The 13,415-nt window shown below is 57.8% G+C and carries 14 protein-coding genes; 2 read left to right on the top strand and 12 right to left on the bottom strand.

Annotation, left to right across the window (positions count from 1 at the left end):
• Nucleotides 1-102: 102 nt before the first annotated feature.
• The 6 genes from BM062_RS09570 to rpsP all read right to left on the bottom strand — a co-directional run bounded on the left by BM062_RS09570 (nt 103) and on the right by rpsP (nt 4,409).
• On the bottom strand, nt 103-1,059 hold the full coding sequence (locus BM062_RS09570) for a CobD/CbiB family protein (protein ID WP_092396189.1): 957 nt from the start codon (nt 1,057-1,059) through the stop codon (nt 103-105).
• 191 nt (nt 1,060-1,250) lie between these two features.
• Nucleotides 1,251-1,931, bottom strand: a complete 681-nt coding sequence (locus BM062_RS09565; protein ID WP_175500944.1) for a CoA pyrophosphatase — start codon at nt 1,929-1,931, stop codon at nt 1,251-1,253.
• 223 nt (nt 1,932-2,154) lie between these two features.
• Complete coding sequence (gene rplS / locus BM062_RS09560) at nt 2,155-2,547, bottom strand: 50S ribosomal protein L19 (RefSeq protein ID WP_092396187.1); 393 nt, start codon at nt 2,545-2,547, stop codon at nt 2,155-2,157.
• 181 nt (nt 2,548-2,728) lie between these two features.
• On the bottom strand, nt 2,729-3,478 hold the full coding sequence (trmD, locus tag BM062_RS09555) for a tRNA (guanosine(37)-N1)-methyltransferase TrmD (RefSeq protein WP_092396185.1): 750 nt from the start codon (nt 3,476-3,478) through the stop codon (nt 2,729-2,731).
• A gap of 68 nt (nt 3,479-3,546) precedes the next feature.
• Nucleotides 3,547-4,128, bottom strand: a complete 582-nt coding sequence (gene rimM, locus BM062_RS09550; protein ID WP_092396183.1) for a ribosome maturation factor RimM — start codon at nt 4,126-4,128, stop codon at nt 3,547-3,549.
• A 29-nt stretch (nt 4,129-4,157) separates the two neighbouring features.
• Nucleotides 4,158-4,409 (bottom strand): 30S ribosomal protein S16, encoded by a 252-nt coding sequence (gene rpsP / locus BM062_RS09545; RefSeq protein ID WP_061534110.1) that lies wholly within the window; start codon nt 4,407-4,409, stop codon nt 4,158-4,160.
• Between the two features lie 344 nt (nt 4,410-4,753).
• Between rpsP and BM062_RS09540 the strand changes: the two genes are divergently transcribed.
• Nucleotides 4,754-5,173, top strand: coding sequence for an NINE protein (locus BM062_RS09540; RefSeq protein ID WP_092396181.1), 420 nt, complete (start codon nt 4,754-4,756; stop codon nt 5,171-5,173).
• A 78-nt stretch (nt 5,174-5,251) separates the two neighbouring features.
• Here BM062_RS09540 and BM062_RS09535 read toward each other — a convergent pair whose 3' ends face one another.
• From BM062_RS09535 to BM062_RS09520, 4 genes are all read right to left on the bottom strand, one after another.
• Nucleotides 5,252-7,042 carry an acyl-CoA dehydrogenase gene (locus tag BM062_RS09535; RefSeq protein ID WP_092396179.1) on the bottom strand — a complete coding sequence of 597 codons (1,791 nt, stop codon included), beginning with the start codon at nt 7,040-7,042 and terminating at the stop codon, nt 5,252-5,254.
• A gap of 114 nt (nt 7,043-7,156) precedes the next feature.
• A complete protein-coding gene (locus tag BM062_RS09530; protein WP_092396177.1) occupies nt 7,157-8,086 on the bottom strand; it encodes an electron transfer flavoprotein subunit alpha/FixB family protein in 930 nt (309 codons plus the stop codon).
• A 107-nt stretch (nt 8,087-8,193) separates the two neighbouring features.
• Nucleotides 8,194-8,946, bottom strand: coding sequence for an electron transfer flavoprotein subunit beta/FixA family protein (locus tag BM062_RS09525; protein ID WP_092396175.1), 753 nt, complete (start codon nt 8,944-8,946; stop codon nt 8,194-8,196).
• A gap of 326 nt (nt 8,947-9,272) precedes the next feature.
• The gene (locus tag BM062_RS09520) at nt 9,273-9,500 is read right to left on the bottom strand and encodes a sulfurtransferase TusA family protein (protein ID WP_038491550.1); all 228 of its coding nucleotides are present in this window, start codon (nt 9,498-9,500) and stop codon (nt 9,273-9,275) included.
• A gap of 260 nt (nt 9,501-9,760) precedes the next feature.
• On the opposite strand from BM062_RS09520, the gene BM062_RS09515 reads away from it, so the two are divergent.
• A complete protein-coding gene (locus BM062_RS09515; protein ID WP_092396173.1) occupies nt 9,761-11,107 on the top strand; it encodes a hypothetical protein in 1,347 nt (448 codons plus the stop codon).
• Here BM062_RS09515 and BM062_RS09510 read toward each other — a convergent pair whose 3' ends face one another.
• On the bottom strand, nt 11,108-12,697 hold the full coding sequence (locus BM062_RS09510; RefSeq protein ID WP_092396171.1) for a rhomboid family intramembrane serine protease: 1,590 nt from the start codon (nt 12,695-12,697) through the stop codon (nt 11,108-11,110). It abuts the gene before it with no gap.
• Between the two features lie 81 nt (nt 12,698-12,778).
• Complete coding sequence (locus BM062_RS09505) at nt 12,779-13,330, bottom strand: NUDIX domain-containing protein (protein WP_092396169.1); 552 nt, start codon at nt 13,328-13,330, stop codon at nt 12,779-12,781.
• Nucleotides 13,331-13,415 lie beyond the last annotated feature (85 nt).

The raw sequence follows: 13,415 nt of genomic DNA, 5'->3' as shown, positions 1-13,415 counted from the left end.
AAGCTACAATTTTCACGTTACTCATTTACGTAAGCGATTCTTACGTATTATATCTTATAGAAGACCAAGACACCATCTGACGCAATTACCTGCCGGTCCTGCTTAGCCGAACCAGATCGCCGCCGACAACAGCAGCAACAGGAACATCCACAGCAACAGTGCGCGCCAGACCAGGCCCACCGTGCTTTGCAGCGCGCGCGGCGTCGGTACGTCGCCCGGCGGGCTTTCGCTTTCCATCGCGGTCGAATCAACCGTGGATGCATCGGCCGGCAGGATGGCAATCGCGGTTTCCAGCGGCGTGCCGAGCAATACCCCCATGGCGCCGCCGCCGGTGGACAGGATGATGCCGTCGGTTTCGTTTTTCCAGCGATCCGCAAAATTACGCCAGGCGTAGATCGCATCCTCAAAATTGCCGACGACCGCAAATGCCGCAGCCGTCATGCGCGCCGGAATCCAGTCAATCCAGTAAAACGCCTGGGCTGCAAAACGCCCGAAGGCTTCATTGCGCATGTGGTCCGGCTCGTTCCAGCCGCGCGCCAGGTATTCGGCGACGCGATACATGACGGCGCAAGCCGGGCCGACCGGCATGAGGAACCAGAAAAACACGCCGAATACATGGCGGTGGGTGGTGATCAGCGCTTTTTCCACCGCGATGCGGGAGATTTCGCTGACATCCATATCCGTGGTGTCGAGCTTGGTCCATTCAGCCAGCAGGGTGCGCGCCGTGGCGTCGTCGCCGGTGTTGAGCGCCAGCTGGATCGAGCTGAAATAATGGCTGTAGTGGCGGAAGCCGAGGGTCAGGTACACGATCAGGACGTTCCACAGCAGCGCGGCCCAATGGCCGATGTGCGCGCACAGCCAGTAGACCAGCGCGGTCGGCACAGTCAGCGCCAGGATCACGCAGAACCATCCCAAACGGCCCTGGCGCGCTTGCCCCGCATTAAATGACGCTTCTATCTTGCCCGCAAATTGCTTGACCCATGCATACACGGGATTGTCCGCGCGCAGCGGCTTCAGTTGCTCGATCAGCAATGCAAACAGAATAGAGAGAAATGTCATTAACCAGCCTTGTAAGTAAAGCAATAGCACTGCAAGATCCCGTCTCATGACCGCTTCGTGGCGGCACGCCGGTCTTGCCATAACGTCCAAAATCGCAGTATCCCATACGATAACGCAGCACACACGCGGAATCAAACTTGTACTGAACTTGTTTTCCGTATTTTTTCTGCCTGCGGCGTCACACGATAAATCTAAGCGCGCAGAAAGTGAAACAAATTCCTTAGCATGGCAGCCGTCGCCCCCCAAATGAAGAAGCGCTCATAAGGCATTGCATAAAAAGTGCGGCGATAGCCGTCCGGCAGGTCAAAGCTGCGCAACTGATGATTCAAGCCATCCATCAGGAACGCCAGCGGGACTTCAAAAATTTCGGCTACCTCGTCAGGATCGGCGCGCAAGCTGACCGGCGGATTGACCAGGCACACCACCGGCGTGACGCGATAGCCGGTGCCGGTAAAATATTCCGGCAGGCTGCCGATAACCTCGACCTGGCTGCGCGCCAGGCCAATCTCTTCTTCCGCTTCGCGCAAAGCCGTTTCAACCGGCGAGGCATCGCTCTCTTCCATCCGGCCGCCGGGGAAGCTAACCTGCCCTGCATGATCGGTGAGATGGGCTGCGCGCTGGGTAAACAACAAGGTCGGCTGCTGTTCGTGCATGACGATAGGAATCAGCACCGATGCCGGCGTCACCGGCTTGCCCTGCAGCTGCGTCATGCGCTGCAAAGTCTGGCTATCGATATGCTCCGGGTGCCAGTCCGGCTGCTGCGCGAACCGTTGCCGCAGCCATGCCGCGCTCATCCGTTCGGTTGCCAGCGCAGATTCGCCGGCAACCGCATCAACCGGCAGCATCAGGGGATCGAAAGTCAATTTAACCAAGAAAATTCCTCTAACAATCTAGCAATCTTTTGATACTTTACCGCGATGACCGCGAATGGCCTATCGTCGTCACAGTTAATAACAATTAGTGCAATTTTACTTTACAGCAACTAAAAATATGCGGCTCGGTACCAGCCCGCAGCAATCATGAAGCGCAAATGAAAAAAGGGCGCCTGACGGCGCCCCTTTTTTCATGCAATACCTATGCCTGCATGACAACGGCTTACTCTGCTGCTGGTGCAGCTTTTGCAGCGTTGCGACGTTGCGGCAGTTTTTCCTTGATACGTGCCGATTTACCGGAACGCTCACGCAGGTAGTACAGCTTGGCGCGACGGACATCGCCGCGACGCTTGACTTCGATCGAAGCAATCAGTGGCGAATACAGCTGGAATGTACGCTCAACGCCTTCGCCGGAAGAAATCTTGCGGACGATGAAGTTGGAGTTCAAACCACGGTTACGACGCGAAATCACGACGCCTTCGTAAGCCTGGGCGCGCTTGCGCGTACCTTCGACTACGTTGACGCTGACCACGACTGTATCGCCTGGTGCGAAATCAGGGATATTCTTGCCGAGGCGGGCAATTTCTTCTTGCTCAAGTTGTTGGATCAAGTCCATTTTTAGCTCCATATACCATCTTGCTGACGCCGTTTTGTGCAAGGCCTTTTTGCCAGGCACTGCTCAGTAGAGGATGGGGTTGATACACAGGTGGCCGGCTGGCCTCCCCTAGTTACTGCTTGCTTACTGCTTGGTTGCTGCCTACTACAACGGACCGGGTGCTCGGTTATTGGCCAGGCACTCAATCCATATTCCGTAAAAACTTTTCGTCGGCGGCGCTCAGCAAACCTGCTGCACGTATCTTCTGAATCAGGTCCGGCCGTTTTTTTGCCGTCGCCGACAACATCTGCTGGCGCCGCCATTTTTCAATTTCGGCATGATGGCCGCCCAACAGGACCGGCGGCACCGACACGCCTTCATACTGTTCCGGCCGGGTGTAGTGCGGACAATCCAGCAAGCCATTGACAAAACTGTCTTCGACCGCCGAGGCGCCGTCATTCAACACGCCAGGCAATTGCCGGATCACCGCATCCATCAACGCCATCGCCGGCAATTCGCCGCCGGACAAAACGAAATCGCCAAGGCTGATCTCTTCATCCACGCAACGATCCAGCAAACGCTGGTCCACCGCTTCATAGCGCCCGCAGAGCAATACCAAACCGGGTTCGGTACGCAACTCCATGACGCGCTGATGGGTCAGCGGCTGGCCTTGCGGCGACAGGTAGACGACTCTCGGCGCCGGCAGGTCTTGCTGCAGCTGGCGCGCCTTGGCAGCTTCAATCGCCGCTTCCAGCGGTTTCGCCAGCATCACCATCCCGGGGCCGCCGCCATAAGGCCGGTCATCCACGGTACGGTGGTTGTCGGTGGTGAAATCACGCGGATTCCACAACGCCAGTTCACATTTTTTCTGTTCAAACGCACGCCGGGTAATACCCGATTGCGTCAATGCGGCAAACATCTCGGGAAACAGTGTGACGACATCAAATTGCATACCGCTCACCTTCTTGTTTCGCTTGCGATCTTGTTTGCTGCTTTGGCTGCCTGGTTCCAGCTCCGGATTTAATAATCCAGTCCCCAGTCAACCGTGATTTTCTTTGCTTGCTGATCTACCGTCTTGACGAACTGCTCGACAAACGGGATCAATAATTCCGGTGCGGCCTTGTCTTGATCCGCGGCGGCCGGCGCCGTGATCCGAAGAATCGGATGCGCGCCATTGTCCATCAGATCAGCAACCACGCCCAGATGCTCGCCTTGCAGATTCTCAACCACCAGGCCGATCAGGTCGACCCAATAGAATTCGTCGTCGGCAAGCGCCGGGAAATGGCTGCGCGGGATATGCACCACACTGCCCTTCATGGCTTCGGCCGCATCGCGCCCTGCCACACCCATCAGGCGCGCCACAATGTCGCCACTGTGGTTTTTCGCCTGCATCATCTCGACATCGTGCAATTCCGGCGAATTCTGCCGGCCCAGCCACCATGTCTTGGCGTGCAACAGTGCATCTGCGTCCGCTGAATACGGTTTGATCCGCACCCAGCCATTAATACCGTAGGCGCCAGTAATGTAACCGACCACCACCAAATCTGAAGGTATTGCAGTTCCAGCTGGTGCTGTGGCCGACAAGTTTACTGACGCGCTCATCGGATGACCTGGCGATTCAAACTGCTTGATTAAGCAGTTTTCTTGGCAGCGTCGGCAACCAGACGTGCAACGGTCGGCGACAATTGCGCGCCAACACCTTGCCAATGCGTCAGGCGGTCCTGAGCAATGCGGAAAGTCTCTTCTGCTCCGGAAGCTACCGGATTGTAGAAGCCGATACGCTCGATGAAGCGACCGTCACGGCGATTGCGCGAATCAGTAGCTACGATGTTGTAAAAAGGACGCTTCTTTGCGCCACCACGGGATAAACGAATAACGACCATAATGTTTCCAAAAAGTGTTCGAACACGGAAAAAGCCGCAAATTATAACGCAAAGTGAGCCGCTCCCGCAACCAAAGCAGGCCATGGGTGTGGTTTCACTACGTCAAACAGGTATTTGCAGGGCTCTAAAACGCTCCGCGGCGCTATGCCGCGAGCGGGCCTGACTATCAAAGTGACATTCTATTGAAGCAGGCTGTACACTACGCCCTCAATCAGCTTTCCGACATGCATGCTGCACTTCGGAAACATCAGTGGCGATAGCCAAGCCCGTATATTAGCAATATTCCCACTTGATGCAAGGATTGCCTTCTTTTTTTACATGTTCCAGCCCCTTCCATCCCGCACATGACCCAACCCCACAAGAACAAGACTCTCGCCACTTTCACGGCTACCGTATTCGGCAGCATCGGCTTGCACCGCTTCTACCTGAGAGGAATCAAGGACGCCTGGGGCTGGCTGCACCTTGCCACTTTGCCAATTTCCCTGCTGGCTTACATGTTGTGGGGACAAAACCAGCAAACGGCATTCCTGTTCGGGCCGCTGATCATCTCGGGCCTGATTGCCTGTATCGAATCGCTGGTCATTGGACTGACCCCGGATGAAAAATGGGACGTCCAATATAACCCGGACTCCGGCCGCAAATCGGACTCCAGCTGGCTTGTGGTGCTGCTGGTGGTGCTGACCCTGGGTTGCGGCGCAATTGCCCTGATCGGCGCCATTGCCCGTACTTTCGACCTGCTGTTCACCGGCGGCGCCTACGGCTGAATCCGTGGCGCGCATCGAAAAAAAAAGCAGCCTTCAATTCCGGCTGCTTTTTTACATCGGCATACATCGGCAAAAAAATCAGAACTGATCTTCCGTCAACGCCATCACCCCGCTGCTGCCTTCGACTATCGAGATGCGGTAAGCGTCGGCCTGGGACAGGATATGCTCGGCAAAGAAACGCGCCGTACCGATCTTGGCCTGGTAGAAATTGCTGTCGCCCGTAGCCGATTGCAGTTTTTGCGTTGCCACCAGCGCCGCTCGTCCGAGCTGCCAGCCGCCCAGCACGATGCCGGCCAGCTTCAGGTACGGCACGCTGCCGGCAAACACGCCCTTGATATCGCTCTTCAGGTTGTCGACCACGTAGGCGACCACCTGCTCCAGGGCATCGGCGCCGCTGGCCAGCTGCTTGCCGATGGCGACCAGGTCAGCCGCACCGCTGCCCGCCAGCTCGGCTTGCGTAGCACGCACCTGGGCGATGATGGCCTTGGCAACCGCACCGCCGTCGCGCGCTGTCTTGCGGCCGACCAGGTCGTTGGCCTGGATCGCCGTGGTGCCTTCGTAAATCGTCAGGATGCGCGCATCGCGATAGAACTGCGCAGCGCCGGTTTCCTCGATGAAGCCCATGCCGCCGTGGATCTGCACGCCGGTCGACGCCACATCTATCGAAATCTCGGTCGACCAGCCTTTGACCACAGGCACCATGTATTCGTAGAACGCCTGGTTGGCCTTGCGCGTCTCAGCGTCGCCATGATGATGGGCCGCATCGTGGGCCGCCGCGGTGACATAAGCCAGCGCACGCGCGGCCTCGGTCTGTGAACGCATGCTCATCAGCATGCGGCGCACATCGGGCTGGTGGATGATGGTCACGGCGCCGGCAGAGCCTGCCAGGTCGCGCGATTGCACGCGATCCTTGGCATAGGCCAGCGCTTTCTGGTAAGCGCGCTCAGCCACGCTGATGCCTTGCAAGCCGACCGCAAAACGCGCAGCGTTCATCATGATGAACATGTATTCGAGGCCGCGATTCTCCTCCCCCACAAGGGTGCCGACAGCGCCGCCGTTGTCGCCGAACTGCAACACCGCAGTCGGGCTGGCCTTGATGCCTAGCTTGTGTTCCAGCGAAACGCAATGAACATCGTTGCGCGCGCCCGGCGTACCGTCTGCGTTGACCATGAATTTCGGCACGATGAACAGTGAAATGCCCTTCACTCCTTCCGGCGCATTCGGCGTACGCGCCAGCACCAGGTGCACGATGTTTTCAGCCATATCGTGTTCACCGTACGTGATGAAAATCTTGGTGCCGGAAATCTTGTAAGTGCCGTCGCCCTGCGGCACCGCACGGGTGCGCACCAGCGCCAGGTCGGAACCGGCTTGCGGCTCGGTCAGGTTCATGGTGCCGGTCCATTTTCCCGATACCAGGTTCTCCAGGTAAATCCGCTTTTGCTCATCGCTGCCCGCAGTCAGCAAGGCTTCGATGGCGCCGTCGCTCAACAGCGGGCACAGCGCGAATGACAGGTTGGCTGCATTCAGCATCTCTATGCAAGGCGTCGCCACCAGCTTGGGCAAACCCTGGCCGCCGAATTCGACCGGATGCTGCACGCCTTGCCAGCCGGCTTCGGCAAATGCCTTGAATGCTTCCTTGAAACCCTTGCTGGTAGTGACTTCGCCGTCATGCCAATAGCTCGGCTCCTGGTCGCCGCTACGGTTCAAAGGCGCCACCACCTCGCTGCAAAACTTGGCGTTCTCTTGCAATACGGCTTCCACGGTTTCCGGCGTCGCGTCTTCGCAACCCGGCAGCGTGCTGACCTGCTCCAGGCCGGCCAGTTCGTTCAGCACGAACAGCATGTCTTTCAACGGCGCTACATAACTCATGAGCTACTCCTAAAAATTCGGGTGGCATCGCCAGGCCTGACTCTGCCAGCACCTGCAATACCACCCGTATGCGTTCCATTGACAAGTGGGCGCCATGCAGCGCCCGCCGGCGGCTTAGCCCAGTTCGGCCACCAGTTGCGGCACGATCTCGAACAGGTCGCCGACAATGCCGTAATCCGCCACCGAGAAAATCGGCGCTTCTTCGTCTTTGTTGATAGCGACGATCACCTTGGAATCCTTCATCCCGGCCAGATGCTGGATCGCGCCGGAAATGCCGACCGCGATATACAGCTGCGGCGCCACGATCTTGCCGGTTTGCCCGACCTGCCAGTCGTTCGGCACGAAACCGGCGTCGACCGCCGCGCGCGAAGCGCCCATGGCAGCGCCGAGCTTGTCAGCCAGCGGTTCCAGGATCTTGAAATTTTCAGCGGAACCCATGCCGCGGCCGCCGGATACGATGATCTTGGCTGCAGTCAGCTCAGGACGATCCGACTTGGCCAGTTCGCGCGAGACAAATGCCGATTTGCCGAAGTCGGCAGCCGCCGTGACATTCTCAACGGCAGCAGAACCGCCGCCGGCAGCAGCGTCAAAGCCGGTGGTGCGGACGGTGATGACTTTGGTGGCGTCGTTCGATTGCACGGTGGCGATGGCGTTGCCGGCGTAGATAGGACGCTCGAAGGTATCGGGGCTGTCGACCTTGGTGATTTCGGAGATCTGGCCGACGTCCAGCTTGGCGGCGACGCGCGGCAAGATGTTTTTACCGTAGGCGGTAGCCGGCGCCAGGATATGGCTGTAGCCAGCGGCCAGGGCCAATACCTGTTCGGCGACGTTCTCGGCGAGGCCGTCAGCGAAATAAGCGGCGTCCGCCACCAATACTTTGCTGACGCCAGCCAGCTGGGCCGCGGCCTGGGCTGCCGCACCGCAGTTGCTGCCTGCGACCAGCACGTGGACTTCGCCGCCGCATTGGCTGGCGGCGGTGACGGTGTTGAGGGTACTGCCTTTTAATGAGGCATTATCGTGTTCAGCGATGACTAGGACTGTCATGTGGGCTCCTGATTTATATGTGGCTCGCCTGCATCGTGCTGGCACTGATGCGGCGTTACGCCTGGTTCTTGAATAGTGGTTTGGAAATTCGCCGGCTCTGCAATCGCTTACAGGACCTTGGCTTCGTTCTTTAGCTTGGCGACCAGGGTCGCTACGTCAGGCACCTTGATGCCGGCGCTGCGCTTGGCCGGCTCCACTACTTTCAGCGTCTTCAGGCGCGGTGCGGCATCCACGCCCAGGTCGGCCGGCTTGAACACGTCCAGCGTTTTCTTCTTGGCTTTCATGATGTTCGGCAGCGTCACGTAACGCGGCTCATTCAGGCGCAAATCGGTTGTGATGATGGCCGGCAGCGTCAGGGCGATGGTTTCCAGTCCGCCGTCGACTTCGCGCGTGACCGTGACCTTGCCGTCTTCCAGCACGACCTTGGAAGCAAAGGTCGCTTGCGGCCAGCCCAGCAGCGCAGCCAGCATCTGGCCGGTCTGGTTGCAATCGTCATCGATCGCCTGCTTGCCGAGGATGATCAGCTGCGGCTGTTCCTTGTCAGCCACCGCCTTCAACAATTTGGCTACCGCCAGCGGTTGCAGGTCGGTATCGGCGGTATCGACCAGGATGCCGCGGTCGGCGCCGATCGCCATTGCCGTGCGCAGCGTTTCCTGGCATTGCGTCACGCCGCAGGAAATGGCGATCACTTCCGTCACTTTGCCGCCTTCTTTCAGGCGCGTGGCTTCTTCCACCGCGATTTCGTCAAACGGATTCATCGACATCTTGACGTTAGCAATATCTACGCCGCTGCCGTCCGACTTGACTCGCACCTTGACGTTGTAGTCGACGACACGCTTGACTGGTACTAATACTTTCATCGTTATGCCTTTTATTGAAAATAGAAAAATCTGAATTGACGTTAACGTAAATCTTAATTGGGAATTATAAGAGAGAATTCGATCCGACGCTGAAATTTAGCACGATCGTTCTATTAAATCTTAGAGCAAATCGACTAATCGCGCCAGCCTCTTGTAAAACGAGACAGGTTCAGCGCGGTTTGGTGCATTGGGAATGTGATGTGCCTGCCTTGGACAAGGTGGCGGGAAACAAGCAAAAATCGAGGACGGCACGACCAGCAGGACGCTGGTTGCAGCATTTATTGATGGGCAAGGACTTACTGTAGAACGACAGTCAACTTACGTTCTTATTTACGCTTCATGAAGAAAATGAACTCTCTATTTTCTTCGCTTTGCTCCAGCAAATCATTACCGGTCTGCTTCGCGAATGCCTGGAAATCGCGCACCGAACCAGAGTCAGTCGCCAACACACGCAGCACTTCGCCACTCAGCATGTCCGCCAATGCCTTCTTGGTTTTCAAAATCGGCAGTGGGCAGTGCAAACCGCGTGCATCGAGTTCTTTATTAAATTCCATAACCACTTCGTAATGTAAAAATTTTTAACATTTGCTGCTATTTGATGATTCTACTCCAAACGCAGGACCCTTTGACGCATCGCAACAATCCATCAATCATTTTTACAACAGCGGTGCCATAAATAAATATGTCTTTAATGCAATTTAAATTTCGATTCACATGCTAACATTCATTTTTTTGACGTAACAAAATGTAACGAATAGACACCAGCGACAATGCCGCTCAAAGGCAGCTCTGCGCATCATTCCGGGGAACCAGCATGCAGGACAGTCTTAGCCAAAATCCTTACAACAACATTACGCCGTTCTGGCAGCGCTTGCCTCTTTTTTTCCTGTATCCGCTGCAGCAACAGCTGGTCTGGCGTCCTGTCGTATATGCCTTGATCGGCAGCGGCCTGTGGCTGCTGGGCCGCAGCGGCGACGACGGCTTCTCGCCGGTCATCCTGATTATCGCGGTGCTGGTCGGGTTGGGCTTGTCGATTGACCTGATGCGCCAGGCGTTCCGGATCCTGGAGCAAACCTCGCTCGGCAATTTGCGCTACGCCGATTTCGACGAACCGGACGACATGCACAAGATGTCGCCCTACAAGCTCTATTTCGTGATGCTGGCGCAAGCGATTTTTGTCGGCATCATGGCCGACCTCCATCCTTTCCTCGGGCTGCTCGGAAGCGCCTTGGCCAACCTGATGCTGCCGGCCTGCATCATGGTGCTGGGACATACCCACAGCTTTACCGACGCCATCAATCCATTCAACGTATTCAAGATGATCAAGGCATGCGGCTGGCCCTACCTGGCGCTGTGGGCCTTCGGCTTCATATTGAGCCAGTGCGCGCCGATTACCATTGCGCTATTCCTTGGGAAATTGCCGATCACCATGATGATCGGCCTGGGTATTTTCGTCTGCGCTTATTTCACGCTGGTCGGTTTCAACCTGATGGGCTACACGATGTACCAGTACCACCAGCAGATCGGCTATGCGCCTGACCGCAATTTTGAAATCAATGCGCTTGCCAGCAGCCGCCAGCACCGGCCCTTGAGCGACGACGAGATCCTGGCGCAGCAGATCGGCGCGTTGATCCGCGATGGCGACATCGCCCTGGCCATCGAAATGGTGTGGGAAGAGCTGCGTTACGACCAAACCAACGCACAATTATCGAGCCATTACGCCAAGCTGCTGATGCTCAAGGGCGACAAGGGCAAGCAGCTGGAATATGCGCCACGCCATCTGTTTACACTGGCCCGCTCGGGCAAGGCCGGCGGCATCGGCGACACCTGGCGCCAGGCGCGCCAGCTCAATCCCGAATTCAAGATCGACAATCCCGATCACGTGCTGGAAATCGCGGCGGCTGCCGCTTCCGTGCGCGAATACCAGATTGCGCTGGAGATCGTGTCGGGCTTCCACAAACGCGCCGCCCGCCATAAAGATGTGCCTGCCGTGCTGGTCCTGGCCGGCAAGCTGCTGTCCGATCACCTGCGCCAGGATGCCCGCGCCTTGTCGCTGTTCAATCACGTGATCGCACAATGGCCGGCCAATCCGGCGGCCGACGAAGCGCAGCGGTACAAGAATGTGATCGAACGCTTGGGACAGGGCTCCGCGCAGGCCTGATCAGTACCGGTTGCCCGGGCTGGTCGCCAGCCGGCTTTCTTCGCTCAAGGGAAACTGCTGCTGCAGCATTTTCTGGTAATGCTGCGCCTTCTCATGCATGCCGGCTGCCATGAACCCGCGGGCCACGAACTGCACCAGCTGCGGCAATTGCTGATGCTGGCGTGCGGTCACCATCAATATCTGCAGGATCGCTGCCGCGGTTTGCGGCTGGCCGTTCAAGGCGAACCGCTTGGCCGCCGCCAGCGACTGCTCGCTGCTCAGCTGCGGCCGCGGTTCGGCCCGCGCCACATAATCCAGGTAGACCTGGTGGATCTTGTCCTCGGCCAGGCTGCCCTTCGGCAAGCGCAACAGCATTTCGGCGGTCTTGTGGAAAACCGGCGCGGCCGGCACTTGTTTCGACAGATTGAACAATTGCAGCAGCCAGTCCGGCTGCGGCGTCTTTTGCTGCGCCAGGGTACGCCTCACCAGGCTGCTGAAATCACGCCGGGCGCGCTCGAAATCCAGCCGGCTCAAGGCCGAATAAGCGCTCTGCTGCAAGCTGAGCAACTGCTTGTCATCGTCGGCGGGAGCGACGTAAGTAGCGTGCGCCTGCTCCAGCTTGCGCCGCGCCAGCAAACGATAAACCAGGGCCAGCAGGGCGCCGCCCAGCAAGCCGCCGATATGGGCGTAGTAATTGGTGTTGGAGGGCGCGCCAAACCACAGGTCGAAGGCTTCCTTGCCGACCCAGATCGGCAGCATGATCAGTGCCGGAGCCTTGAAAAAATCGAAGTAAAAAACAAACCAGTAAAAAAAACGTATCTTGCGTAAACCATACAGCACGGTGTACATCCCCATGACGCCGGAAATGGCGCCCGACGCGCCCAGCGACAAGATCATGCTGTCGCCGCGGAACACCAGGTAAAACGCTGCCGACAGCAAACCCGACAAAAGATAAAACAGCAGGTACCAGCCGCCGCCCAGCAAGATCTCGACCGCATAACCAACCATCGCCAGGAACACCATATTGCCCAGCACGTGTTCGACGCTGGCGTGCAGGAACATGTGGGTCAGCAAGGTGATCGGGCGTTCGAACGCCTGCGCCGGAATCAACGAATAGCGCTCGGTAAAACTGCGCTTGCGGGTCGACACGTAGTGATCCCGCTGTTCCTTCCATTCGGCCAGGTCGTCAGCGGCTATGGTGCCCAGCACAGCGGGTTTCGCTTGCTGCATCAAGGCAGCAAAACGGAGATCGGCATCGAGCACATACCAGCTCTCGATCAGCGGTTCGTAATATTCCAGGGAAGCGGTCTTGCCGTCGCGCGCCACGGCCAGGTCGGTCCGTGCCCGCAACCGCTGCCAGAGTTCGAGCCCCTTGCGCATGGCTGCAGCGGCTTCGGGTTTGTTGTCGCTTTCCAGGTAACGCGCATAGGCGGGAAATTCGAATTCCGGCAGGCGCGATTCGACCAGGTAATAGTGCGCCGCAGGCTCCATCTGGCTGCGCTCATGCCACTGGATGCCGAAATAGATCAGCAAGTTGATCAGCACCAGCAGGATAGTGACCAGCGGCGGACGCTTCCAGTCTGGCTTACGGTCTACCGGGATAATCAGCATGGCGGGTCAAGGACGGGCGGGAATTTTAATCATGCAATTTTACCCAGTCATTGCCGTCTGGAGCGTTATTTTTTGCGCCGCTCACGCTTTCAAGGCTGGCTCGGGCTGCGCCTGCAGCAAGGGCCGCTCGACATACTCGACCGCCAGTCCCTGCGCCCGCATCCAGTCGGCGACCGCATGGCCGGTGCCGGCGCGCCACGGGCGCAGCGCGGCCGGTTCCAGCAGGCGGTATTCCAGCAGTTCCGGCGACAGCTGGACCGCGCCCGAAGCCTTGACATGATAAGCGATGATCAATTCGTTCTTGCGCATGAATTCATAGACGCCGACCAGCTTGATCTGCTCAGCGTCTAGATTGGTTTCTTCCTTGATTTCGCGTGCGATGCCCTGCTCCGGAGTCTCGTCGCGCTCCATGAAACCAGTGATCAGCGCAAACATGCCCTCCTGCCATGCCGCATTGCGCGCCAGCAGGATCTTGCCGTCGATCTCGACGATCGCCGCCAGCACCGGCAAGGGATTGTCCCAATGCGTCCAGTGACCTTCCGGGCATGCCAGGCGCGACTTCCCGCCCTCGCCTTCATCGACACGCTGGACCAGGGAGGTGGCGCAAACCGGGCAGAATTTGAAATCGCTCATGACAGGATCGTTAAGTTAGGGACGAAAAAAAGCGGGAAACATCAATCCGCGATACTACTGCGATTCGATGCTTCCCGCTTTGGCT

Source organism: Collimonas sp. OK412 (assembly GCF_900112135.1).
Taxonomy (GTDB): domain Bacteria; phylum Pseudomonadota; class Gammaproteobacteria; order Burkholderiales; family Burkholderiaceae_D; genus Collimonas; species Collimonas rhizosphaerae.
This window is presented reverse-complemented; position numbering and strand designations above follow the sequence as displayed.

What these genes read in the sequence shown, in the direction of transcription:
- BM062_RS09570 (WP_092396189.1), bottom strand. Translation starts at nt 1,059, where the DNA reads ATGACATTTCTCTCTATTCTGTTTGCATTGCTGATCGAGCAACTGAAG.
- rplS (WP_092396187.1), bottom strand. Translation starts at nt 2,547, where the DNA reads ATGGACTTGATCCAACAACTTGAGCAAGAAGAAATTGCCCGCCTCGGC.
- trmD (WP_092396185.1), bottom strand. Translation starts at nt 3,478, where the DNA reads ATGCAATTTGATGTCGTCACACTGTTTCCCGAGATGTTTGCCGCATTG.
- rimM (WP_092396183.1), bottom strand. Translation starts at nt 4,128, where the DNA reads ATGAGCGCGTCAGTAAACTTGTCGGCCACAGCACCAGCTGGAACTGCA.
- rpsP (WP_061534110.1), bottom strand. Translation starts at nt 4,409, where the DNA reads ATGGTCGTTATTCGTTTATCCCGTGGTGGCGCAAAGAAGCGTCCTTTT.
- BM062_RS09540 (WP_092396181.1), top strand. Translation starts at nt 4,754, where the DNA reads ATGACCCAACCCCACAAGAACAAGACTCTCGCCACTTTCACGGCTACC.
- BM062_RS09535 (WP_092396179.1), bottom strand. Translation starts at nt 7,042, where the DNA reads ATGAGTTATGTAGCGCCGTTGAAAGACATGCTGTTCGTGCTGAACGAA.
- BM062_RS09530 (WP_092396177.1), bottom strand. Translation starts at nt 8,086, where the DNA reads ATGACAGTCCTAGTCATCGCTGAACACGATAATGCCTCATTAAAAGGC.
- BM062_RS09525 (WP_092396175.1), bottom strand. Translation starts at nt 8,946, where the DNA reads ATGAAAGTATTAGTACCAGTCAAGCGTGTCGTCGACTACAACGTCAAG.
- BM062_RS09520 (WP_038491550.1), bottom strand. Translation starts at nt 9,500, where the DNA reads ATGGAATTTAATAAAGAACTCGATGCACGCGGTTTGCACTGCCCACTG.
- BM062_RS09515 (WP_092396173.1), top strand. Translation starts at nt 9,761, where the DNA reads ATGCAGGACAGTCTTAGCCAAAATCCTTACAACAACATTACGCCGTTC.
- BM062_RS09510 (WP_092396171.1), bottom strand. Translation starts at nt 12,697, where the DNA reads ATGCTGATTATCCCGGTAGACCGTAAGCCAGACTGGAAGCGTCCGCCG.
- BM062_RS09505 (WP_092396169.1), bottom strand. Translation starts at nt 13,330, where the DNA reads ATGAGCGATTTCAAATTCTGCCCGGTTTGCGCCACCTCCCTGGTCCAG.